The organism is Streptomyces flaveolus, from assembly GCF_000716535.1.
In the GTDB taxonomy this organism is placed as follows: domain Bacteria; phylum Actinomycetota; class Actinomycetes; order Streptomycetales; family Streptomycetaceae; genus Streptomyces; species Streptomyces flaveolus_A.
In genome coordinates this window covers 17,675-40,894 of record NZ_JNWV01000023.1, presented here as the reverse complement: position 1 = coordinate 40,894, position 23,220 = coordinate 17,675, and the positions used below count along the sequence as shown (strand labels likewise).

Here is a 23,220-nt window from a genome sequence, read left to right as displayed (position 1 = left end):
GTGTGCTCCTCGGTGTACCGGGCGGGCCGGCGTCACAGGTGGTAGGCGTACTCGGTGAACTCCCAGTCGGTGACGTGCCGTTGGAAGCGCGCGACCTCGTCGCGCTTGTACGCGAGGTAGGAAGTGGTGAAGTCCTTGCCGAGCACCTCGGCCAGCGCCGTGTCCGCCTCCAGGGCGTCGAGGGCCGCGGGCAGGTCCATGGGCAGCACGGCGGACTTCGCGGTGTCGTAGCCGTAGCCGTCCAGCGGTGCGGGAGGTTCCTCGCCGGCCAGTACACCCAGCAGGGCCGCCGCGAGGGTTCCCGCGATCAGCAGGTAGGGGTTGGCGCTCGCGTCGCCGAGGCGCAGTTCGAGACGGGAGCCCGAGCCGCGCTCCGGGGGGATGCGGATCATGGCGCTGCGGTTGTCCAGACCCCAGTCGATCAGCCAGGGCGCGAGGGTGTCGGGGCCGAAGCGTTTGTAGGAGTTGACCGTCGGGTTGGCCAGCGCGGCCAGTGCGGGGGCGTGGGCGAGGATGCCGGCCACGGCGTGGCGGGCGGTGGCGGAGAGGCCGTAGGGGGCGGAAGGGTCGTCGAAGACGTTGCCGTCCCGGTCGTCCACGCAGGACAGGTGGAGGTGGAAGCCCGAGCCTCCGACGCCGTTGAAGGGCTTGGCCATGAAGGTGGCGAGGCGGCCCTCTCCGCGGGCCAGTTCCTTGATCGCCGCCTTGAAGCGGAAGGCGCGGTCGGCGGCGGCCGTGGCGTCGGAGTGGGTCAGGTTGATCTCGAACTGTGAGCCGTCGAACTCGTGGTTGCCGCTGCTGACGCCGAGGTTCATGTCGCGCAGCAGGCGCAGGGTGCGCAGCAGGTGGTTGTCCCCGTCGGCGCGCAGGCCCGCCGTGTAGACGACGCCCGCGGTCTGGTCGTAGCGGCGCCAGCCGGCGGGGGTGCCGGGGGCGGCGTCGCAGAGGAAGTACTCCAGTTCCGGGCCCACCACCGGGCGCAGTCCGTGGTCGCGGCACCGGTCGACGACGGCGCGCAGCAGGTCGCGGGGTGACTCGGGGGCGGCCAGTCCGGTGGCCGGGTCGGTGACGTCGCCCAGGCAGGCGGCGACTCCGGGCTCCCACGGCAGGGGGACGAGGGTGCCGAGGTCGGGCCGCACGCAGATGTCGGGCAGGCCGGCGTCCAGGCCCCCGGGCACCGGGACCACGTCGCCCTGGGGGGTGGTGTGGTAGACGGCGCGGCAGAAGGCGAGCCCGTGGTCGCAGGCCGCGGGCAGGTGGTCGAGCAGGACGTCCCGGGCGCGTTCGGTGCCGATGAGGTCGGGATAGGTCACCCGGACCACGTCGATGCCCTCGGCGGCCAGCCGCTCCATGTGGTGGCGGACGGGTGAGGTGTCGGATGCGCTCACCGGTGTCTCCTCTAGGGGAAGGGGGCGCCTCCCAGAGCTCAGCGCGCTGGGGGAGGGGAGGGGGCGACGGCCGCGGACTGCGGCGAAGGGGCAGTGGGCCGCCGGGTTGTTTGGTGCCAAACGGTAGGGACGGGCGTCACCTTCCCGCAAGGGTCCTGTCGCAGAAATTTATCCATGCGGATAGCTATTGACCAGAGCCAGGCTCGTTCCTATGTTGTTTGAAGCCAAACGAGTTGGGGGTGTGGTGATCCGCACCCCTTTGGCCGGGGCCCGGCCCGCACGGTCCGGGCCCCCTCTCTCTTCTCCCCGACGCTCCCCTCAGCACCAGGAGGACCGGCCATGAAGGTCGTCGTCGACATGAACAAGTGCCAGGACCACGGCCAGTGCGTCTTCGCCGCACCCGACGTCTTCCGCTTCGACGACGCCGGACATCTGGCCTACGTCCCCGACCCCGACGAGGCGCTCCGGGACGAGGTCGAGGAGGCCGCCGACGTCTGCCCGCTCCAGGCCATCCGGATCGAGGACTGAGCCATGAGCGCGAACGTCGTCGTGGCCGGAGCGTCCATGGCCGGCCTGCGCGCGGCCGAGCAGCTCCGTGCCGCCGGCTGGGACGGGCCGATCACCCTCGTCGGGGACGAGCCCCACATGCCCTACAACCGGCCACCGCTGTCCAAGGAGGTCCTGGCCGGCAAGGCCCCCTTCGAGTCACTCGCCTTCCGGACCCGGGCCAGCGTCGCGGACGTGCGGTGGCGGCTGGGCACCAAGGTCGTCGCGGCCGACCTGGACCGGCGTGTCGCCACACTCGACAACGGCGAGTCCCTGGCCTACCGGGGGCTCGTCGCCGCCACGGGCATGCGCCCGAGGCGGCTGCGCTGCCCCGGCCCCGTCACCGGGCGGCACACGGTCCGCACGCTGACCGACGCCCAGGGACTGCGCGAGGCGCTGACCCGGCCGGGAGCGCGGGTGGTGATCGTCGGCGCGGGATTCATCGGCTGCGAGGTCGCGGCGACCGCCGTGTCACTGGGCGCCGCCGAGGTCACGGTGGTCGACCCGCTGCCGCTGCCCATGGTCGGCCCCCTGGGCGACCTGCTCGCCAAGGCGCTGCTCACGCGGCACGAGGAGCGGGGTGTCCGCTTCGCCCTCGGCACCGGGGTGACCGGGTTCGAGGGCGACGACCGGGTCACCGGGGTCGTCCTGGCCGACGGCACGGTCCTCGCCGCGGACGTCGTGGTCGAGTGCGTCGGCTCCCTCGCCAACACCGAGTGGCTCGACGGCAACGGCCTGGACCTGACCGACGGCGTGCTCACCGACGGCCACCTGCGGGCCGGCGGACGCCCCGACGTGGTCGCCGTCGGCGACGTCGCCCGCTTCCCCAACGCCCGCTACGACGGCGTACCCCGCCGTGTCGAGCACTGGTCGATCCCCACGGACACCGCCAAGCACGCCGCCCGCGTCCTCGCCGCCCACCTCACCGGCACCGACGCCGGACTCCCGCCGTTCGCACCGCTGCCGACCTTCTGGAGCGACCAGCACGACTTCCGTCTCCAGTCCTTCGGCGCCCCCGCCCTCGGCAAGGACGACGTACGCGTCCTGGACGGCGACCCGGACGGGGACGTCGTGGCCGGCTACCACGCCGGCGGCCGCCTCGTCGGCGTCGTCGCCCTCGGCGGCCCGGCCGCCGCGGCCGCCGCCTCCCGCTACCGCTCCGCACTGATCGAGCAGCCCGCCCTCACCGCGTAAGGAACCAGAAGTGATTAGCGTTCGTGGATACTTCCACCCCAAGACGGCGACGGGTGCCTCGTCGCTGATCCCCTCCCCGCCCTGGCACTACTCCGGTGACCTGCTCACCGTCGAGTACCGCACGGATCCCGCCCGGGTGCGTGAACTGCTCCCCGAGCCGCTCGAACTCGCCGACGAGGACCCGGGCGCGGTCGCCATGATCTGGGCCGACTGGCAGTCCTGCGCCGCCTCCGGCGAGGAACTGCTGGACCCGGTGCGCTCCCAGTACAAGGAGGCCTTCGCCGTCGTCCGCTGCAAGTACAAGGGGCAGACGTACAGCCGCTGCGTCCACATCTGGGTGGACAAGGACTTCGCCATCGCCCGCGGACTGCACCAGGGATACCCGAAGAAGCTCGGCTCCATCCACCAGACCCGCCCGCACCCCTACGGGCCCGCCCCCCGCATCGAGGCCGGGGCCCGCTTCGGCGCCACGCTGGCCGCGGCCGACCGGCGCCTCGCCCAGGCCGTCGTCACGCTGCGCGAGCCGTCCGAGACCAACGGCTTCGTCAACGGCCACCCGATGGCCCACCACCGCTGGCTGCCCTCCATCGAAAAGGGCAAGGGCCTGGCCCTCGACGAGCTGATCGAGTCCGGCGCCGCTTCCTTCGAGGGCGGGCAGGCCTGGGTCGGCGACGCCGACCTGGAACTGTTCGACTCGCCCACCGAGGAACTGGCCCGGCTGGAGATCCGCGAGCCGATCGCCGCGTACTACCGGCAGGTGGGCGTGGTCTGGGACGGCGGCCGACTGCTGGAGTCGAACACCTCCGGCGCCGAGTGATCCCGCACCGCACCCACCCCCAGGAGCCCAGCACCATGAGCGAACACCTCACCACCGTCGCCGGAGTCGCCGTCGACACCCGGCACTGGATCGGCGGTGAACGCGTCGCCTCCACCGACACGTTCACCGACGTCTCGCCCATCGACGGCAGCACCCTGGGCGAGATCGCCCGCGGCACCGCGATGGAGGCCGCGGCGGCCGTCTCCGCCGCCAAGGCGGCCTTCCCCGGCTGGGCCGCCACCCCGCGCGCCGAGCGCGCCCGCATCCTGCACGCCATCGCCGACGGGGTCGAGAAGCGCCTCGAAGACCTGGCCATCGTCGAGACGTACGACAACGGCGCCCTCCTGCGCTCCCACCGGCGCGGCGTGATGCCCCGGGTCGCCCACAACTTCCGCTTCTTCGCGGACTGGTTGCTGCGACTGGACCACGAGGACTTCCAGACACGGGGGCACACCAACCACGTCAGCTGGGACCCCGCCGGCCCGTGCGTCCTGATCACCCCGTGGAACGCACCGCTGATGCTGGCGACATGGAAGGTCGCCCCCGCGCTCGCGGCCGGCAACACGGTCGTCCTCAAGCCCGCCGAGTGGTCTCCCCTGACGGCTTCCCTGCTCGCGGACATCGCGGCCGAGGCCGGCCTCCCGGCCGGCGTCCTCAACGTCGTCCAGGGCTACGGCTCCGAGATCGGCGACGCGCTCACCTCGCACCCGGACGTACGGCGCATCAGCTTCACCGGCTCGGTCCCGACCGCGAAGCGCATCGCCGCCTCGGCCGCCGCGAACCTGACGCCCCTCAGCCTCGAACTCGGCGGCAAGTCCCCGCTGCTGGTCTTCGCCGACGCCGACCTCGACCTCGCCGTCGACCTCGCGGTGGAGCAGTACGACAACGCCGGCCAGGTCTGCCTCGCCGCCACCCGCATCCTGGTCGAGGACGCCGTCGCCGAGGAGTTCACCACCCGCTTCGCCGAGAAGGCGGCCCGGCTCCAGCAGGGCGACCCGCGGGACGAGGCCACCGACATCGGCCCCAACATCCACCCCCGCCAGGTCGAGAAGATCGACGGCTTCGTCCAGCGCGCCCTGGCCGCGGGCGCCCGCGTGGTCGTCGGGGGCCACCGCGGGGACGGGCTGTACTACGCGCCGACCCTGCTCACGGACGTGGCGCAGGACGCGGAGATCGTCCAGGAGGAGGTCTTCGGCCCCGTCCTGACACTGCAGACCTTCGCCACCGAGGAGGAGGCGGTCCGGCTCGCCAACGACACCCGGTTCGGCCTCGCCGCCACCGTGGCCACCGACGACCGCGAGCGTGCCGAGCGCGTCACCGCGCGGCTGGTGGCGGGCACCGTCTGGGTCAACTGCTTCTTCGTCCGCGACCTCCAGGCACCCTTCGGCGGCTCCCGCCAGTCCGGCGTCGGCCGTGAGGGCGGCACCTGGAGCTTCGACTTCTACTGCGACGTGAAGAACACCGTCACCGCGCCGAAGGGATTCAAGGACCATGGGTGAGATCGTCGGGGCGGGACTGCTCGCCCACGTCCCCACCATCGTGCTGCCGAAGGAGACGCGGCTGGAACTGAACGAGGGCAAGGAGATCACCCTCGTCACCGGCCTGGAGCAGCTCCGTGAGGACGTCTTCGAGCGCGACGACTACGACACCGTCGTCGTCCTCGACTCGCACTGGGCCACCACCGTGGAGTTCGTCGTCACCGCGCAGGCCCGCCGCGCCGGGCTGTTCACCTCCGAGGAGCTGCCGCGCGGCATGTGCCGGATGCCGTACGACTTCCCCGGAGACCCCGAACTCGCCCACAACATCGCCTCGTTCGCCGACCGGCACGGAACGTGGATCACCGCGATCGACGACGCGTACCTGCCGGTCTACTACGCCACGATCAACCTGTGGAAGTTCCTCGGCGAGGGACTGCCGGACAAGCGGTGGGTGACCATCGGCGTCTGCCAGACCGGCGACATGGAGGACCACCTTCGCCTGGGCCGCGCCCTGGCCGACGGCATCGCCGCGACGCCGGGCCGCCGGGTGCTGCTGATCGCCTCCGGCGCGCTCTCCCACACCTTCTGGCCGCTGCGCGAGCTGCGCGACCACGAGTCCAGCGACCCGGCGCACATCTTCACACCCGAGGCACGCGAGGCCGACCTCGAGCGCATCGCCTGGTTCAAGGAGGGCCGCCACGACAAGGTCCTCGACACCATGGACGAGTTCTGGAAGTACCGGCCCGAGGCGAAGTTCTTCCACTACCTGATGATGGCCGGCGCCCTCGGCGAGCAGGCGTGCGTCGCCCGGGCCCGCCAGTACGGCGCGTACGAGAACTCCATCGGCACCGGACAGGTCCACCTCTGGTTCGACCGGCCGGCCGACGGCTGGACCGGCACCGGCCTGCCCGCCCCGCGCACCCCGCACAGCCGCATCTAGCCGACGTCAGTCATCCAGGAGCACCCCCATGCCCGAATACCGCCGCATCCTCCTCGACGGCGCCGCCGTGGAAACCGTCCGGGACGGTGACGAACTGGTCGCCGGAGACGGCCGCCGCGTCAAGGCCGACGAGGCGCAGCACCTCCCTCCGGTCGTCCCCTCCAAGGTGATCGCCGTCCACCTCAACCACCGCAGCCGCGTCGAGGAGTTCGGGATCGGCCTGCCCGGCACCCCGACGTACTTCCACAAACCGACCTCGGCCCTGAACTCCCACAAGGGCGCCATCGTCCGGCCCGAGGGCTGCAAGTGGCTCAACTACGAGGGCGAGGTCGCCATCGTCATCGGCAGGACGGCACGCAACATCGACCCGGCCGAGGCGGGGCGGTACATCGCCGGGTACACCGTCGCCAACGACTACGGCCTGCACGACTTCCGCGACACCGACGCCGGCTCCATGCTCCGCGTCAAGGGCTCCGACACCCTCTGCCCGCTCGGCCCCGGCCTGGTCACCGACTGGGACTTCCGCGGCAAGCGGCTGCGCACCTACGTCAACGGCGAGGTCGTCCAGGACGGTTCCACCGACGAGATGACCTGGGACATGCACTACCTCGTCGCCGACATCGCCCGCACCATCACCCTGTACCCCGGCGACGTACTGCTGTCCGGCACCCCCGCCAACTCCCGGCCCGTCGAGCCCGGCGATGTCGTGGAGGTGGAGGTCGAGGGCCTCGGCCGGCTCACCAACCACATCGTCACCGGCCCCACCGCGATCCGCACCGACGTGGGGGCCCAGCCCACCGAATCCGAGGAGGTGCTGTCCACCGCGCTCGGCGGCGACTGGGAGTTCCGTGGCATCAGGCCGCCGAGGCGTTGACCGGGCCGTCGCCGGTAGGGTCGGCGTCATGACCGACTCCGTCGAGCCCGCCGGCGAGCGCCGTCCCCGCAAGCGCGTCAACCACTACGGGACGGGCCGGGTCGCCCTGCTGGACGCCGCCGTCCGCGTGGTGGCCCGCGGCGGACTGCGCAAGCTCACCTACCGGGCGGTCGCCGAGGAGGCCGGGGTCACCCACGGCCTGGTCGTGCACCACTTCGGTTCGCGTGACGCGCTGATCGAGGAAGCCGTGACCCATGCCGTCCGTACCTCGCTGACCAGCAGCACGCTCGACATGGGCACCGGTGATCCGGCCGACTTCGCCGGCGGGCTCACCGACATGGTGGAGAGCGGTCCGGAGCTCCAGGCGTTCCAGTACGAGCTGCTCCTGGAGGCCCGGCGCAGGCCGGAGCTGCTGCCGCACCTGCGCAGCCTGTACGAGGAGTACTTCGAGGCCACACGGCGGGAGCTGTCCCGCATGCTCCCCGCCCCGGTGAGCCGCGGCACGTCCCGGCTCGTCTTCGCGGCCCTGGAGGGCCTGGTCCTGCACCAGCTCGTCTTCGGCGAGCGCGAGGTCACCGAAGAGGCGCTCGGCGAGCTCAGGAGCCTGTTGCAGGGACTGGCCGAGGGCCCGACCGGAAGCTGACCGGCTCCAGGCGGGGTCGTTCGCGCATCCGGCGGCCGGTGCCGGGTCGCTGGCGCTGGCGGCGGCCGGTGCCGGGTCGTTGGCGCATTCGGCGGGCGGTGCCGGGTCGTTCGCGCTGGCGGCGGACGGTGCCGGGGCGTTGGCGCATGCGGCGGGCGGTGTCGGCTCGTTCGCGCTGGTGCGGGCGGTGCTGTGTTCTCCGTGCAGGCGGCGGGCCGTATCAGCTCGTTCGTACTGGCGGCGGGCGGTGCCGGGTCGTTGGCGCAGGCGGCGGACGGTGTCGGTTCGTTCGCGCTGGTGGCGGGCGGTGCTGTGTTCTCCGTGCAGGCGGCGGGCCGTATCGGCTCGTTCGTACTGGCGGCGGGCGGTGCCGGGTCGTTGGCGCATGCGGCGGACGGTGTCGGCTCGTTCGCGCTGGCGGCGGGTGGTGCCGTGTCCTTCGTGCAGGCGGCGGGCCGTTTCGGCTCGTTCGGGCAGGCGGCCCGCGGTGAGGCCGCCCGTGTCACGCCACGGTGAGAATGCGCTCTCCTCGGGATTCCCTGCGCCCAACCCCTTGTCAAACGGATAGTTCCGCCCCACGATGAGGCAACTCGTTTGGCCTGAAACGATCCTCCCCTTCCCTGGCAGGTGATCCGAGTGGACAGTCAGACGGCCTCCGCCGAGCGGACCGTACGGGACGCCCCCACTGCAGCCACGCTCAAACCCAACGCCCTCGGCGTCCTGGGCATCCTCTTCTTCGTCCTGTCCGGTCAGGCCCCGCTCACGGGAATCGCCGGCGCGGCTCCGATCTCCGTCGCCCTCGGCAACGGAGCGGGGACTCCCGCGGCCTACCTGCTGGCCGGAGCCGTCATCCTCCTCTTCTCCGTCGGTTTCGTCGCGATGGGGCGGCACGTCGTGGACGCCGGCGCCTTCTACACGTACATCGGCACCGGCCTGGGCCGGACCGCCGGGGCGGGCAGCGCGAGCGTCGCCCTCTTCGCGTACTGCGTCATCCAGGCGGCGATGTACGGCCTGTACGGCTCGATCGTCAGCGGGCTCGTGGCCGACCACACCCCGCTCCACGTGCCCTGGTGGGTGTGCACGCTGCTCACCATGGCCGTGGTCCAGGCCCTCGGCTCCGCGGGGATCGAGATGGGCGCCCGGGTCCTGGCCGTCTTCGTGCTCGCCGAGTTCAGCATCCTGCTGATCTTCGGCCTGGTCACCCTGTTCAAGGGAGGCGGCCCCGAGGGACTGGGCGTGGCCGACAGCTTCTCCCCGTCGTCGGCCCTCCAGGGCGCGCCCGGCGTCGCCGTGATGTTCGCCGTGGCGTCGATGTTCGGCTTCGAGGCCACCGCGATCTACGGCGAGGAGGCCAAGGAGCCGAAGAAGACGGTGCCGCGGGCCACCTATCTGTCGGTGGTCGTGGTGACCGCCTTCTTCGCCCTCACCTCCTGGATGCTGATCTCGGCCTACGGCGCGTCGAAGGCGCCGGCGGCCGCGGGCACGGCGCTGGCGAGCGGCGACTCCGCGGGGTTCGTCTTCGCGCCCATAGCAAGCCAGTTCGGCGGCTGGATCAACGACGTCCTGCCGGTCCTCCTGGCCACCTCCCTGTTCGCGGGCATCCTGACCTTCCACAACTCCGCCAACCGCTACCTGTTCTCCCTCGGCCGCGACCGTCAGCTCCCCGTCTCCCTCTGCCGTCTCAACAGCCGTCTCGCCCCGTGGGCCGCGGGCTGCGTGCAGACCGCGATCGCCGTCGTCCTCGTCGTGCCGTTCGCGCTGACCGGCAAGGATCCGGTGCTCACCCTCTTCTCCTGGTTCAGCGGGCTCGCCGTCCTCGCCATGATGTTGCTCTACCTGCTGACCTCGGTGTCCGTGGTGGTGTTCTTCCGCCGCCGACGGGTGGACGGCCGGATGTGGAACACGCTGATCGCGCCGGTGCTCGGCGCACTCGGCCTCGCGGGCGCGATCTGGCTCATCCTCGCCAACTTCACCACCCTCATCGGCGGCGAGGCGAGCACAGCGCTATGGCTCGTGCTGTCCGTGCCGGTCGTACTGGCGCTCGGAGTGGCCAACGAACGCCTCCGGCGCCGGCGCACCGCCCCCGACGCCCGCTGACACCACGTGGCCGCTCGCCCGCCCGGCACGCACCCGGGGCGGGCGGCCACCCGCCCTTCCCACCGCCGACCACCCGGTCTGGAGGACCGCATGACTGTTGCCACCCACGACGAATGGCTCCGCCGGGCGAAGACGCTCGACCTGCCCCGCACCCACCTCATCGACGGCGCCGAGGAGGCCGGCGGCGGCAGCACGTTTTCCGTGATCTCGCCCCGTGACGGACAGTCGCTGGCGGAAGTCGCCGACGGCGGCGCCGCCGAGGTCGACGCCGCCGTGGCCGCCGCCCGCCGCGCCTTCGACCACGGCCCCTGGCCGCGGCTCGCCCCCGCGGACCGCGGCCGCATCCTGCTGCGCGTCGCCGATCTCCTCGAGGCACACCGGTCCGAACTGGCGCTCACCGTCAGCCTGGAGATGGGCAAGCCCATCACCGACGCCCACGACATCGAACTGCGGGCCGTCATCAACACCTTCCGCTGGTACGGCCAGCTCGCCGACAAACTCACCGACGAGTCCCCGCACACCGCTCCCGACGCCCTCGCCCTGGTCACCCGGGAGCCGGCCGGCGTCGTCGGCGCGGTCGTGCCCTGGAACTTCCCCCTCACCCTCGCGGGCTGGAAGGTCGCCCCCGCCCTGGCCGCCGGCTGCACGGTCGTCCTCAAACCCTCGGAGAACTCGCCCCTTTCGGCGCTCCTGCTCGGCCGGCTCGCCCTGGAGGCCGGACTGCCCCCGGGCGTGCTCAACGTCGTGGCCGGCGACGGCCCGGTCGCCGGCCGCGCCCTCGGCCTCCACCCCGACGTCGACGTCCTGGCCTTCACCGGGTCCACCGCCGTCGGCCGCCACTTCCTGCGCTACGCCGCCGACTCCAACCTCAAGCGCGTCTGGCTGGAACTGGGCGGCAAGTCCCCCAACATCGTCCTGCCGGACGCCCCCGACCTCGACAAGGCCGCGGAGACCGCCGCCTGGGGCATCTTCTTCAACCAAGGAGAGATGTGCACCGCGCCTTCCCGGCTGCTGGTCCACTCCTCCATCGCCGAAGAAGTCACCGAGGCCGTCGTACGACGCGCCCGTGAGCTGCGCGTCGGCGACCCCCTCGACCCGGCCACCGAGATGGGCGCCCTGGTCGGCGAGCAGCACCTCGCCCGCGTGCTCGACCACATCGACGCCGCGCGGCGCGACGGCGCCCGCCTGCGCACCGGCGGCACCCGGATCCTCACCGAGACCGGCGGCGTCCACCTCGAACCGACCGTCTTCGACCAGGTCGCACCGGACAGCCGGCTGGCGCGCGAGGAGGTCTTCGGGCCCGTGCTCTCCGTCCTCACCTTCGACGACGTCGACCAGGCCGTCAGCCTCGCCAACGCCACCGAATACGGCCTCGCCGCCGGCCTGTGGACCTCCGACCTGTCCACCGCTCACCGAGTCTCCCGCGCCCTCAGGGCCGGCACCGTGTGGGTCAACTGCTACGAGGAGGGCGACCTCACAGTGCCCTTCGGCGGCATGAAGCAGTCCGGCAACGGACGGGACAAGTCGGTCCACGCCCTGGAGAAGTACACCGAACTGAAGACCACCTGGATCCAGCTGTGACCCACCGCCCGCTGATCGCCGTACCCGCCCGCTTCTCCGCCACCGCCTCGGCGCTGCGCTACGCCGCCGAGGTCAACGCGCGCGCCCTGATCGAGGCCGTGTGGCGGGCCGGCGGCGAGCCCGTCACCCTGCACCCGCACGCCCCGGACGGCAGGGCCGACCCCACCGAGGTCGCCGCCCGCCTCACCCGCTTCGACGGCCTGCTGCTCCCGGGCGGGGGCGACATCGCCCCCCACCGCTACGGAGCGGCCGAAGCGCACCAGGCCGTCTACGACGTCGACGACGAGCAGGACGCCTTCGACCTGGAACTCGCCCGTCAGGCGCTCGCGCACGGGACGCCGCTCCTGGCCGTCTGCCGCGGCCTTCAGGTGGTCAACACGGCCCTGGGCGGAACCCTCCACCAGGACATGGGCGGCCCCGGGCGCGAGCACCGCCACGTGCGCCACCCCGTCTCCATCGTTCCCGGCTCGGCCCTGGCCAGGGCCACCGGCGTCGACAAGGCGGAGGCGTCCTGCTACCACCACCAGCACGTGGACCGGCTGGGGGAGGGCCTGACCGTCACCGCCCGCGCCGCCGACGGGACCGTCGAGGCCGTCGAACTCGCCGACGGGGGACGGTTGTTGGCCGTGCAGTGGCACCCCGAGGACACCGCGCACGAGGACCCGGCGCAGCAGGCTCTTTTCGACGCGCTGGTGAGCGCGGCACGCGGGACGGCCTGACGACGGCCGGAGAGGACGAGAGGCCGGGTATCCGGCGCGCGGTGCCGGGCCGGGACGCCGTCGCCGGCCCCCGGGTCAGCGCTTGGGGCGCCGTCCGCTGCGGCGCGGCGTCGGGTACTCGCCGTTCAGGAGCGACCTGCGGCGGTCCTCGCCCTCCTCCTCGATCTGGAGTACGACACGCCGCAGCCCGTCGGCGAGACCGCGGCACTCCGCGTCGCTCAGCCGGGCGGTGACGAAGGCCTCCTCCTCGTTGAACGCGGGGAACACCCGGCGCATGAAGTCCTCGCCCTCCCCGGTGAGGGCCAGCAGGACGAGGCGCCCGTCGGTGGGATGACCGGCGCGCCGCAGCAGCCCGCGCGACTCCAGCGTGCGGGAGACACCGGTCAGCGTGCCCTTGGAGATGCCCGCCTCCTCGGCCACGTGCCGGGTCTCGGACTCACCCCACACCCACACCACCCACAGCACCACGAAGGCGGTCCAGGTCAGGTCCGAGCCGCGCAGCACAGAGTTCTCCAGGTGCTGGCGCACGGCGGACGCGGCCCGGTAGATGTTGGCCACCGCGGCCATCTGCTCGCGACGCAGGGGGATGTCGCCGAGCTTCTCCGCGGCGAGCTTCTCCGCCTCGCTGATGGACCGCTGGCTGGGCACCGTGGCTCCCTCACGTCGTCCCTGGACCGCGCGCCCGGAGGGACGGCGATCGTTCGGCTCCAAATTGTACGGGGAGGACATCCACACGTGGGTCACCCGGAGGCCGAGATCCCGTCGCTCACCTCGGGGGGAGCGGGGCAGGCGTGGGAACGTCTTCACGCCCGCGACGGTTTCCTGGTCGTCGGCGAGGCGACTCTCCGTGGCGAGGCGCCCCCGCTCGCGGCAGTCTCCGTTCGTGCGTGCCTCCGGCGCGGTCCGCCCAGGCCGGCCCGCCCCACCTGTTCGCGTGCCTCGTTCGCCCGACCCGTGCCGACGGCGTCCGACGGCCCACAGGGCGGCGCCGGCGGCAGGCCGTACAGCGTGAGGCCACGGACTGACAACTCGTCACCGACCGTGCGGCGGGGCCGTGAGGGCGGCGATCGGAGCCGCTACGTGTGCCGGCACGGCGCCACCAGCTCCGCCGTCTCGATCTCGATGCTGCCGTCGGGCCGACCGGTGCCGCGGTGCACACTCCGCCCGGTTGCATTCAAGCCCGCGCCGGCCGCCCGGCGGCGACGGGGACAGGTCGGTTCGTCGGAGACCGGCCACGCGGACGCGGGTAAACCGGGATCGTCCACGGCACCGAGAGCCGCGTAAGCCGCGCGGACACCACGCACGCTCGTCAGTCGGGGTCGGTCAGCCGGCTCACCGCCTTCCGCCTCGCGTCGCCAACGACTGAGGACCGTGCCAGCCTGAGGAGGGGCGCACCGCCCTTCGTCCCCGAGTACCGAGGGCAGGAGCAGCGTCATGACGAAGCTGGCCGATGACCTGCGGACACTGAGCCGTGAGGCCTACATCTACCTGTATCCGCTGGTCACGATGGACGTCACGCGCGAACAATGCGTGAGCGTGCCGGCGGGTGTCAAACCCGGGCTCGGGCCGCCCAACCAGTTCCACCACATCCGTGAGTTCCCGCCCGCGGACTTCCGGCTCGTGGTGCGCCCGAACTTCGACACCCTGTATTCGGCCGCCTGGCTGGACCTGACCCGGGGACCGGTCGACATATCCGTACAGGACACCGGGGACAGGTACTTCCTGCTGCCGATGCTCGACATGTGGACGGACGTGTTCGCCGCGCCTGGCAAGCGCACGACAGGCACCGGCACACAGCGCTACACCCTGGTGGCGCCGGGTGAACAGGTCGGAGATCCCCAGGGCGCCACGATCATCCAGGCGCCGACGCCCTACGTGTGGGTCATCGGCCGGACGCAGACCAACGGTCCCGACGACTACAAGTTCGTCAACGACATCCAGGACGGCTACACGATCACCCCGCGCACACCGGCGCCCGGTCCGGCGGAGCAGGGCGCCGAACCCGCGACCGGGGAACCGCTCTCCCTCGTCAACGGGCTGAGCGCCGCCGACTTCTTCCGCCGCGGTGCCGAGTTGCTGCGCGTGCATCCCCCGCACGCCACGGACTTCTCCGTCCTCGCCCGCATCGCCGGTCTCGGTCTCGTCCCCGGCCGCCCCTTCACGGACAGCGACTTCACTCCGGAGCAACTCGCGGAGATCCAGGCGGGAGTCGACGAGGCCCAGCAGCAGATGCTCGCCGCACGCACCTCGTTGGGACGGCAGGTCAACGGCTGGGCGGTCGTCACCGAGAACATCGGGGTCTACGGCAACGACTACTTCCAGCGCGCCGTCGTCAGCATGGTCGGGCTGGGCGCCAACCAGCCCGAAGACGCCGTGTATCCGGTTCTCGGCGTCGACGCCGACGGAGAGCCGTTGGTGGGCGAGCGCGACTACGTGCTGCACTTCGACGCCGACGAGATGCCCCCGGTCTCCGCCTTCTGGTCGGTCACCATGTACGACGCGGCCGGCTTCCAGGCACCCAACGAGCTGAACCGCTTCGCCCTCGGCGACCGCGATCGGCTGAACTACAACGGCGACGGCTCCCTCGACATCCTCATCGGCCACGCCCGCCCCGGCCCCGAACGCGAAGCCAACTGGCTGCCCGCCCCCACGGGCCCGCTGGGCGTCACCCTGCGCCTGTACGCGCCCCGCCCGGAGGTCCTCAGCGGGCGCTGGGCACCACCCGCCGTACGCAAAGACCGCAGATGAGTGAAGACGTGCCCAAGGGGGCGACTCCCAACACCGGCAGCCGCGCTCGCGACCACCTGGCCAACGAACGGACCTACCTCGCCTGGTTGCGCACGGGCATCAGCATGGCCGCGCTGGGCGTAGCCGTGGCCAAGTTCGCGCCGCACCGTGGAATCCATGCCGTCGCCGCCGGGGCCATCATGCTGCTCGCCGGCCTCCTCATCAGCGGATACGGCACGATCCGCTACCGCTCGGTGGGCCGTCAGCTCGACCTCGGGCTCTACGCACCGGCCCGGCTCGGCCTGATCATCGCCAGCACGGTCATCACCCTGATCGCCATCATCGCCGTACTGGTCCTGATCTGACCGGCCGCCGCGGTGCCGGTGACCGGGGGCCGATCTCCGGCATGACGATCTGCGTCAGGCCGTGTCCTGTCGCCGCAGCGCGTCCCGCAGCGCCACCCGGGAAGCGATGCCGAGTTTGGGATAGATCTGGTACAGGTGCGCGCCGACCGTGCGGTGGGAGATGAACAGCCGTTCGGCGATCTGCTTGTTGGTCAGGCCGGTCGCGGCGAGTTCCGCGATCTCCCGTTCCTGCGCGGTGAGGGCGACACCGGTCCCGCCCTCGTCACGCGGGACGATCCGGCCGGCCGCCCGCAGCTCCTTGCGCGCCCGATCCGCCCAGCCGGTGGACTCCAGCTGCTCGAAGGTCTCCAGTGCCGCCGACAGCGGAGCCTTGGAGTCGGACAGCGCGCGGGACCGGCGCAGCCGCTCCCCCTGCGCGAGCCGCACCCGGGCCACGGTGAACGGCCACTGCTCCGCGTCCACGGCGGCCAGCGCCCTGGCGAACAGACGGGCCGCCTCGGCGTCGTCCTCCGTGGCCAGCGCCTCGGCGGCGTCGGCCAGTACGGCCAGCCGGGGCGAGAGCCCGGCGATGGTCGTCTCCTCGCGCAGGGCGCGCACGTGTGCGACCGCCTCGGCGCGCCGGTCGGTACGGACCGCGGCTTCCACCAGCTCGAAGAACACCCACGAGGCGTGTGCGATGTACGGGGGGAAGCTCCCGGCGGGGCTGATGGCGGTCAGCTTGCCGTACGCCGCGTCGAAGTCGCCGTCGGCGATGTTCGCCAGGGCGTGCACGTGCAGGGCGCAGTGGACGGCCTGCCGGATGCCACGCGGCGCCGCCCAGCTGATCATGGCCTCGGCGAGCGCGTGAGCCGTCTCGGTGTCGCCCCGGGACGCGGTCACCAGGCCCTTGGTGTATTGGAAGAACCAGGTGCAGACCGAGTACCCGGACTTCGCGCACTGCGTCAGCCCCTCCTCGGACAGCTCCAGTACCGAGGCCCACTTGCCCCGGTGGTAGTCCTCCAGGCACAGGTGGAGCAGCGCGCCGATGTGCCGGCGCACCGCACCGCCGTCGCGGCCCTGCCGTACCAGCCGCCAGGCCGCCTCTCGGACCGCCGCCAGCCGGTCCGGGTAGACCGCGGCGGTGCCCACCCGCACGATCCGGGCGGGGTCGGTCTCGTGGGTCGTACCGGCGATGATCTCGTCCAGTTCCCGCAGGGTCGCGGCGTCGGCGTGCGCCGGGTCGCCCCAGGTGCGGGCAGCCACCAGCAGCAGTGGCGGGGGAGCGGGACGCAGCCGGGCGACGGTCGCGTGGTACGGCGCCCACAACTCCTCGCGGGCCCCGTAGTTGCACAGCAGCAGCAGGAAGTGCAGTGCGTCGACGAGCGCCGGGTCCTCGGCGTCGAAGCCGTGGTCGCCCTCCTCGATGGCACCGACCAGCAGACGGTGGGCGGTCGCCAGGTCGCCGTCGCTGTTCAGCACGAGCTGGACGGCGGCGTTGGCGGACCGCAGCGACGCTCCGTGGCGGGGGTCCGCCCGCCAGGCGTCCTCCAGCAGCACCGACGCGCTGCTGAGCGCGCCGATCGCCTCGGCGCCCACATACGCGGCTTCCGCCAGCCGACGGGCACGGTCGGTGTCCCGGGGGCTGAGGTCGCCGGCCCGGGTGAGGGCGGCGATCGCGGCGACGGCGTCCCCGCGGCCCTGGATGTGCCGCGCCGTGTGTTCCAGTAGCGCGGCGACCTCCTCGTCGGGCTGGAGCGTGGCCTCGCCCAGGTGCCAGGCCCGGCGTTCCGGTTTGTCGGTCAGGACCCCCGCCAGGGCGCGGTGCGCCGCGCGCCGGGCGCTGCTGGTGGCCTCCTCGACGACGGCCGACTTGATCAGCGGGTGCCGGAACACCAGGCGGCGCGGAGACTCCTCCACGCGGACCAGCCCGTCCTGCTCGGCGGGGTCCAGGTCGCTCAGGTCCGCGTCGCCGTCCGTGGCCCGCGCTGCGGCGGACAGCACGCCGAGATCGCCTGTGTCGTCCAGCGTGGCGAGCAGCAGCAGTGTGCGGGTCGCGGCGGGCAGGGAACGGACACGGCCGGCGAACAGGGACTTCAGTCGCTCGCTCAGTGGCAGCACGGCCGGAAGGACTTCCCGGGCCCGGCGCTGGTCCGCGCGCAGCGCGTCGGGCAGCTCCAGCAGGGCCAGCGGGTTGCCCTGCGCGGCCTCCAGCAGCCGTCGGCGCACCGGGTGCGCCAGGTCGGGGAAGTTCGCGTCGACGAGCCGGGCCGCGGCTTCCGGGCCGAGGGCGGGCAGCTCGTAGGACGGCAGGCCGGTGCCGTCGAAGAAGCTGTCCGTGCCTGTACGGGAAGCGGCGAGGAAGCGGATGCGGTGGCCGGACAGCCGTCGGGCGAGGAAGCCGAAGACGGCGGCGCTCGCGCGGTCCACCCAGGGAAGGTCGTCCACGACGAGCAGGACGGGCTCGTCCTCGGCCGCCGACCGCAGCAGGGCCAGCGCCGCGTTGCAGACGACCAGGCGCTTGGGTGCCGGTCCGGCGCCGAAACCCAGAGCGACGTTCAAGGCCTCCCGGCCGAGGGCGTCGAGCCGGTCGAGGATGCCGTGCAACGGGAGCAGGACCTGGTTCAGCGCCGAGTAACCGACGTCCGCCTCGAATTCGGCACCGGCCGCGCGCAGCACCCGCGCACCGTCCCGCGCGGCGGCCCCGGCCAGGGCGTCCAGCACCGCCGATTTGCCGACGCCGGGCTCGCCGGACAGCAGCAAAGTGCCGCCCGGATGGCGCTCCAGCAGCGCGGAGACGCGGGCCAGGTCGTCCTCGCGTCCGACCAGGGAGGCGGGGGAGCCGAGTCGTGGCCCGTCAGGGAAGTGCACGAAACCTCGTCCCTTCCCGGCCACCACCGGCCGTCACGGCGGCGTCACGGACAAAGCCGCATCGCACCGGACCCGTGGTCCCTGTCCTCGCGCTGCGTGCCACTGGCGTCCCTTCGTCGGCGCCCAGCCATTGTAGGAGCGCGCGGACCGGGGCGCGCACCGCGTCGCCGCAGGTCGCGGGGCGATCGCGGTGGGCCACCGAGGGGGTGTGCCCCCGACGTCCGGGCGGTGCGTTCCCCGGTCGCCGGAAGAGCGGATGCCGCCGGGAACGTCCAGTGCGGGGAGGCGGAACCGCGGCGTTGCCGGGCGTGGCTGACCATTCCCACTCCTGACGGGGCTGTCGGGGTGGTCGTCCCGGTGCGCGGGCCCGCTCACGGCTCGGGCGTCGGCGTCCTCGTCCAGGGCCTCGGACGCCTTGCCCGACGCGCTGCTCTTCGGCGAGGCGGACGCGGAAGGGCTCGCGGAAACCGTGAGATCGGGCAGGCCGGGAGCCGGCTCTGGCGTGGGCCTGCTCCCCGAGCGAGCGAGGCGTGTGTGCAGGCCGCCCGAGGGCATGGCCTAGCGCAGTGACCTGAACGCCGTACGGAGCTCTTCGGCCAGTAGCTGCGGCTGCTCCCAGGCCGCGAAGTGGCCGCCCTTGTCGACCTCGTTCCAGTGGATGAGGTTGCCGTAGGCCCGCTCGCCCCAGCTGCGCGGCGCAGGGTAGATCTCGCCCGGGAAGACGGTCACCGCGACCGGGAGACTGGGGATGTCGACGGCGTTGAAGGGGCCTCCACCTGCTTGCGTGCCCTCCCAGTAGAAACGGGACGACGACGTCGCGGTGCCCGTCAGCCAGTAGAGCGAGATGGCGTCCAGCATCTCGTCGTAGGTGAGGACCTTCTCGGGCTCGCCGCCGGAATCGGTCCACTCCGCGAACTTGTCGTAGTAGTACGCCGCCATGGCGACCGGCGAATCGGTGAGCGCGTAGCCGATCGTCTGCGGAGTCTGGTTCATCATCGCCGCGTATCCGAAGCCGTCGCGGTAGAAGTGCAGCAGACGGTTGTAGGCCAGCTTCTCGCGCTCCGACAGGCTGGCCGGCGCGGGGTCGAAGTTGCGCAGGTGACGCAGAACGTCCGGGGGGACCGTCCCGGGCATGTTGACGTGGATCCCGAGGAGCCCCTTGGGCTTCTGCGCAGCGAGCACCTGGGAGATGATCGAGCCGTGGTCGCCTCCCTGGGAGACGTACTGGGTGTAGCCGAGGCGGAGCATGAGTTCGTTGAACGCGACCGCGACCCGGGCCGGGTTCCAGCCGGTCGAAGTCGGCTTGCCCGAGAAGCCGTAACCGGGCAGCGTCGGGAGGACCAGGTGGAAGGCGTCCTCTGCCCGGCCACCGTGAGCTGTCGGGTTCGTCAGGGGCGCGACGACCTTCAGCAGCTCCACGATCGAGCCGGGCCAGCCGTGCGTCATCAGCATCGGCATGGCGTCGGAATGCGGGGAGCGGATGTGCGCGAACTGGATGTCCAGCCCGTCGATCTCGGTGATGAACTGGGGCAGAGCGTTGATCTTCGCCTCGGCCTTGCGCCAGTTGTACCCGGTGCCCCAGTACTCGATGAGCGGGCGGAGCTTCGCCAGTTGGGCGCCCTGCGACCGGTCGCGGACCGTCTCCCTGTCCGGCCACCGCGTCTGCTTCACGCGCCGCCGAAGCTCGTTGAGCTCCTTCTGCGGGACCCTGACGCGGAAGGGACGGACAGCGGCACTTCGCCGCGCGTCGCCAGAGGCGGCGGCGCTCGCCGGCGACGCCCCGCTGGTCGCTGCCTGCGCCTGACCGGTCAGGCCCATCTGCGTGACGGCGACGGCACCTGCGGCAAGGCCCAGGAAGCCGCGACGACCGGTGTTGCCGCGTCCAGTGTGGTCGGTCATACCCATAAGACTTCCGTTCCTCGGACGAGCGACAGCTCGTTTCGTGATGGTCTCGGGCGAGAGTCATGGAGGGGCCTCGACTGAACACCAGGGGCATCACCGGTCGAGGCGGTGATGATCGTGGCATGTGTGTGAGTTACCGGTCAACCAGGTGACGATTGGTTTCAAGCCACCGTGTGGGGTGGGGCGGCCCGCCTACCGGCGGGTCGGTCAGCGGGCCCGCACCGCCCGCCGTACATCGTCCAACGGGTGTGTGTACGGGTGCCACACCTCAGCGCTGAGCCGCGTCGGCCGGACACCGGCCGACCGCAGACGCGTCGCGCGGTCACGTGTGAACACGGCAGCGCCGGTATAGCCCTGAGGGGGCGTTGCCTGACCCGCTACCGAAGGGGACGCCACCGCGATTGGCCTGATTGTGCGGCAGTACGGCGTGACGCGCCGGCTTCTGTTCGACGCCGATCTCGCTCTGCTCTCGACTGCTGCCTCTGCCGCACCTGCTGTCGTGCGATCGGTGACACGTATGCCGAATACGGCCGTCCCGCCCGCCAACGGCGTGTCAGTGGGTCACGTATCAGTGGGTCACGAGTACAGCGGCGGCCAGCATGACGAGCACGGAGACGCCGCAGAATGCCAGGTGTGAGCGCGGATAGTCGTACCGCTCGCGCGTCACTCCCTCGTTGATCTCGTGCGCCCAGACTGCGAACAGCTTGCGAGTCGGATACATGCCGATCGTCAGCCCGATGAGCGCGAACGAGCACAGGACGAGCATGTCTGACAGCGGGAAGCCGCGCCAGGATCCGAATGCCACCGCTCCGGTGCCGCACACCACCCAGATGAAGGGGTAAACCGTCCAGAACCTCTGGAACGGTATCCATTTCGCCATGGCGGAGCAGTGGATCACAAGGGCAGCGACAGCCAACAGCCACGGCCAGTCCGTGGTAACCGACGTGAACACGACTTCCCCCTGGGTTACTTGAACCGCAAACAGTAGCAGCGGACGCAGGCGTGTTCGTGGAGTAAGTCCCTGCCCGTACACCGTGGACACGGCCTCGGCCGATGGACGAAGACGGCGTCGATCCGGCACGCCCACTCCGACTCCGACGGGGAGTGCCGGGCTTCGTCCGATGCTCGTAGACTCATGACGTGGCATTCATGAGCACCCCGCACTGCTGCTTCCTGTGATCGGAAGGCGTTGAGGGCGATGCCGGACGGCGTCGCCCTCCTTCGTGTGCCTGCTCCGTGAACCACCCTCCCGACGCTGTCCGCCCCTTCATGGGGCAGTGACGCTCTGAGCGCGCGTGCAGGCACGGTCTCTTCCCTTCCCCCTTCGCCAGGAGTGCCTTGTGCCTGTGTCGCTTCCCCCTGCCCTCGAACGGTCACTCGATCTGCTGCGCTGCCCGACTTGCCGTACGCGTCGCCTGCACCCCGACCGCGGCGCACTGCGCTGTCCGGCGGGTCACACCTTCGACATCGCCCGCCACGGCTACGCCGGCCTGCTGACGGGCACCCGCGCCACCAGCGGCGACGACGCAGCCATGGCCCAGGCCCGAGACCGGTTCCTGTCCACCGGTGCCTACGCGCCCATCCGCCAAGCCGGGGCCCGCCTGGCGGCCGACGCCGTGTCCGAGCAGGCCACGGTTGTGGACGCGGGATGCGGCACGGGCTACTACCTGGCCGGCGTGCTCGACCAGCTGCCCGGCGCCCGTGGTCTGGGTCTGGACACATCGGTGCGCGCGCTGCGCTCGGCAGCCCGTGCCCATGAGCGAGCCGCCGCGGTGGCCTGGGACGTCTTCCGCCCCTTCCCGCTGGCCGACGGGGTGGCCGATGTCGTGCTGGACGTGTTCGCCCCGCGCAACCCGCCCGAGTTCCACCGCGTGCTGCGCCCGTCCGGCCGGTTGATCGTGGTCCGTCCCACCGACCGGCACCTCGTCGAGCTGCGCGGCCGAGTGCCTGCGATGGTCACGATCGACCCGGTCAAGGAACAGCGCCTGCACCGGGCGCTGAACCCCTTCTTCGAGGCCGTCGTCACCGAACAGGTCGAGTACCCCGCGGCCCTGGCCAGGCGGGATGTCCTGGACCTGCTGGCGATGACGCCGAGCGCACGCCACCTGAACCGTGCGGACCTGAACGATGACGGGCTCCTGCCCGATCAGGTCACCGTCTCCGTGCTGGCCACCGCCTACCAGCCTCGCTGACCACGGGCGGGCGCGCCCGCGCACCGACGCGCAGTGGGCACAGCTGGCGCCCTGCCTTCCCCGCACCGCAGGGAAGGCAGGGTCTCACCCAGGTGGGCCAGACTCGGAAGCGGCCGTCGTGGGGAGGCACTTCACATGCCTGTGATCTTCTTCGACGTCGGGGGGACCCTGGCGGATGCGCGCGTGGAGCCCGACGGCTCTCTGACACTGCACCCCCGACCGCGCGTCATGGCCGTGCTCGACGCCCTCCGCGACGTACGCACCGGCATCATCTCCGACCCCGGACCGGGCGCCGGCGCCGCGTCACGTGCCGCGGCCGCGCTGCACGAGGCGTTCCCCGGCCGGTTCGCGGACGAGGCTCTGGTGCACTGGGGGGCGAAGGACGGTCGCGGGATCTTCGACCGGGCGGTCGCCGGCGCGGGGGAGGCCACGGCCGACGACTGCGTCTTCGTGGGCGAGGACGCCCGGGAGCGCGCGTTCGCCCGCGAGGCGGGGATGCGCACGGCGGCCGACCCGGTGTTCGCCCGCGCCGCGACTCAGAACCGTCCGGTGCACCGGGCGTGGATCGAACTGCCGGACGGCCGGGGCCTGCCCGAGCTGACCACAGCCGTGAACGACACGGAGGCCGTCGTCGTGCGGCGCGTCTCCGAACGGCTCGTGCTCGCGATGGTGACCACGCGGGGCACCGAAGCACTCGAACGCGCCGGTTTCCCGGTGGACCTGCAAGAACTGGTGGACAGCGGACCGGTGGACGACGCCGAGCGCCGGGCGTCCGAGAAGTTCATCAGTGATCTGCTGGCGCGGGGCGAGGCGGTGTACGAGGGCGAGGAGCCGACGCCGCGAACCACGCACGTCGTCACGAGCGAGGACGACGGACGGCTCACCGTCCGCCGTCTGCGCTTCCGTTGAC

The 23,220-nt window shown here is 71.9% G+C and carries 20 protein-coding genes; 15 read left to right on the top strand and 5 right to left on the bottom strand.

Features of this window, described 5'->3' with window-relative positions:
* Positions 1-32: 32 nt before the first annotated feature.
* Positions 33-1,388, bottom strand: coding sequence for a glutamine synthetase family protein (locus OO52_RS24820; RefSeq protein ID WP_030645944.1), 1,356 nt, complete (start codon positions 1,386-1,388; stop codon positions 33-35).
* A gap of 339 nt (positions 1,389-1,727) precedes the next feature.
* Here OO52_RS24820 and OO52_RS24815 point away from each other — a divergent pair, with 339 nt between their 5' ends.
* The 11 genes from OO52_RS24815 to OO52_RS24765 all read left to right on the top strand — a co-directional run bounded on the left by OO52_RS24815 (position 1,728) and on the right by OO52_RS24765 (position 12,277).
* The gene (locus OO52_RS24815) at positions 1,728-1,916 is read left to right on the top strand and encodes a ferredoxin (protein WP_030645942.1); all 189 of its coding nucleotides are present in this window, start codon (positions 1,728-1,730) and stop codon (positions 1,914-1,916) included.
* A 3-nt stretch (positions 1,917-1,919) separates the two neighbouring features.
* The gene (locus OO52_RS24810; RefSeq protein WP_030645940.1) at positions 1,920-3,128 is read left to right on the top strand and encodes an NAD(P)/FAD-dependent oxidoreductase; all 1,209 of its coding nucleotides are present in this window, start codon (positions 1,920-1,922) and stop codon (positions 3,126-3,128) included.
* A gap of 10 nt (positions 3,129-3,138) precedes the next feature.
* Positions 3,139-3,945: an acetoacetate decarboxylase family protein gene (locus OO52_RS24805; protein WP_030645938.1), complete on the top strand. Its 807-nt coding sequence runs from the start codon at positions 3,139-3,141 to the stop codon at positions 3,943-3,945.
* Between the two features lie 35 nt (positions 3,946-3,980).
* Positions 3,981-5,444 (top strand): aldehyde dehydrogenase, encoded by a 1,464-nt coding sequence (locus tag OO52_RS24800; protein WP_030645936.1) that lies wholly within the window; start codon positions 3,981-3,983, stop codon positions 5,442-5,444.
* On the top strand, positions 5,437-6,363 hold the full coding sequence (locus tag OO52_RS24795) for a 3,4-dihydroxyphenylacetate 2,3-dioxygenase (protein ID WP_030645934.1): 927 nt from the start codon (positions 5,437-5,439) through the stop codon (positions 6,361-6,363). Before OO52_RS24800 ends, OO52_RS24795 begins: the two co-directional genes overlap by 8 nt.
* Positions 6,364-6,391: 28 nt before the next feature.
* The gene (locus OO52_RS24790; RefSeq protein ID WP_030645932.1) at positions 6,392-7,237 is read left to right on the top strand and encodes a fumarylacetoacetate hydrolase family protein; all 846 of its coding nucleotides are present in this window, start codon (positions 6,392-6,394) and stop codon (positions 7,235-7,237) included.
* 28 nt (positions 7,238-7,265) lie between these two features.
* Positions 7,266-7,880 (top strand): TetR/AcrR family transcriptional regulator, encoded by a 615-nt coding sequence (locus tag OO52_RS24785; RefSeq protein ID WP_030645929.1) that lies wholly within the window; start codon positions 7,266-7,268, stop codon positions 7,878-7,880.
* Between the two features lie 192 nt (positions 7,881-8,072).
* Positions 8,073-8,396, top strand: a complete 324-nt coding sequence (locus OO52_RS24780; RefSeq protein WP_030645927.1) for a hypothetical protein — start codon at positions 8,073-8,075, stop codon at positions 8,394-8,396.
* Positions 8,397-8,516: 120 nt separating this feature from the next.
* Positions 8,517-9,977, top strand: a complete 1,461-nt coding sequence (locus tag OO52_RS24775; protein WP_030645925.1) for an APC family permease — start codon at positions 8,517-8,519, stop codon at positions 9,975-9,977.
* 90 nt (positions 9,978-10,067) lie between these two features.
* A complete protein-coding gene (locus tag OO52_RS24770; RefSeq protein ID WP_030645923.1) occupies positions 10,068-11,558 on the top strand; it encodes an aldehyde dehydrogenase in 1,491 nt (496 codons plus the stop codon).
* Positions 11,555-12,277, top strand: a complete 723-nt coding sequence (locus OO52_RS24765) for a gamma-glutamyl-gamma-aminobutyrate hydrolase family protein (RefSeq protein ID WP_030645921.1) — start codon at positions 11,555-11,557, stop codon at positions 12,275-12,277. Before OO52_RS24770 ends, OO52_RS24765 begins: the two co-directional genes overlap by 4 nt.
* 75 nt (positions 12,278-12,352) lie before the next feature.
* Here the strand turns inward: OO52_RS24765 and OO52_RS24760 are convergent, their stop codons facing one another.
* The gene (locus OO52_RS24760; RefSeq protein ID WP_030645919.1) at positions 12,353-12,925 is read right to left on the bottom strand and encodes a MarR family winged helix-turn-helix transcriptional regulator; all 573 of its coding nucleotides are present in this window, start codon (positions 12,923-12,925) and stop codon (positions 12,353-12,355) included.
* A gap of 786 nt (positions 12,926-13,711) precedes the next feature.
* Here OO52_RS24760 and OO52_RS24755 point away from each other — a divergent pair.
* Together OO52_RS24755 and OO52_RS24750 are read left to right on the top strand one after the other, a co-directional pair.
* The gene (locus OO52_RS24755) at positions 13,712-15,025 is read left to right on the top strand and encodes a DUF1254 domain-containing protein (protein WP_030645916.1); all 1,314 of its coding nucleotides are present in this window, start codon (positions 13,712-13,714) and stop codon (positions 15,023-15,025) included.
* Complete coding sequence (locus OO52_RS24750; RefSeq protein ID WP_030645914.1) at positions 15,022-15,369, top strand: YidH family protein; 348 nt, start codon at positions 15,022-15,024, stop codon at positions 15,367-15,369. Before OO52_RS24755 ends, OO52_RS24750 begins: the two co-directional genes overlap by 4 nt.
* Positions 15,370-15,423: 54 nt before the next feature.
* On the opposite strand, the gene OO52_RS24745 is transcribed toward OO52_RS24750, so the two are convergent.
* From OO52_RS24745 to OO52_RS52940, 3 genes are all read right to left on the bottom strand, one after another.
* Complete coding sequence (locus OO52_RS24745; protein ID WP_030645912.1) at positions 15,424-18,216, bottom strand: helix-turn-helix transcriptional regulator; 2,793 nt, start codon at positions 18,214-18,216, stop codon at positions 15,424-15,426.
* Positions 18,217-18,774: 558 nt separating this feature from the next.
* Positions 18,775-20,115 (bottom strand): epoxide hydrolase family protein, encoded by a 1,341-nt coding sequence (locus OO52_RS24740; protein ID WP_307819982.1) that lies wholly within the window; start codon positions 20,113-20,115, stop codon positions 18,775-18,777.
* Between the two features lie 571 nt (positions 20,116-20,686).
* Entirely contained in the window at positions 20,687-21,070 is a 384-nt protein-coding gene (locus OO52_RS52940) for a hypothetical protein (protein WP_231406264.1), read from the bottom strand.
* A 388-nt stretch (positions 21,071-21,458) separates the two neighbouring features.
* Between OO52_RS52940 and OO52_RS24730 the strand changes: the two genes are divergently transcribed.
* Both OO52_RS24730 and OO52_RS24725 read left to right on the top strand, forming a co-directional pair.
* Positions 21,459-22,310, top strand: coding sequence for a putative RNA methyltransferase (locus OO52_RS24730; protein WP_030645907.1), 852 nt, complete (start codon positions 21,459-21,461; stop codon positions 22,308-22,310).
* Between the two features lie 135 nt (positions 22,311-22,445).
* Positions 22,446-23,219, top strand: a complete 774-nt coding sequence (locus OO52_RS24725; protein ID WP_234339882.1) for an HAD family hydrolase — start codon at positions 22,446-22,448, stop codon at positions 23,217-23,219.
* Position 23,220 lies beyond the last annotated feature (1 nt).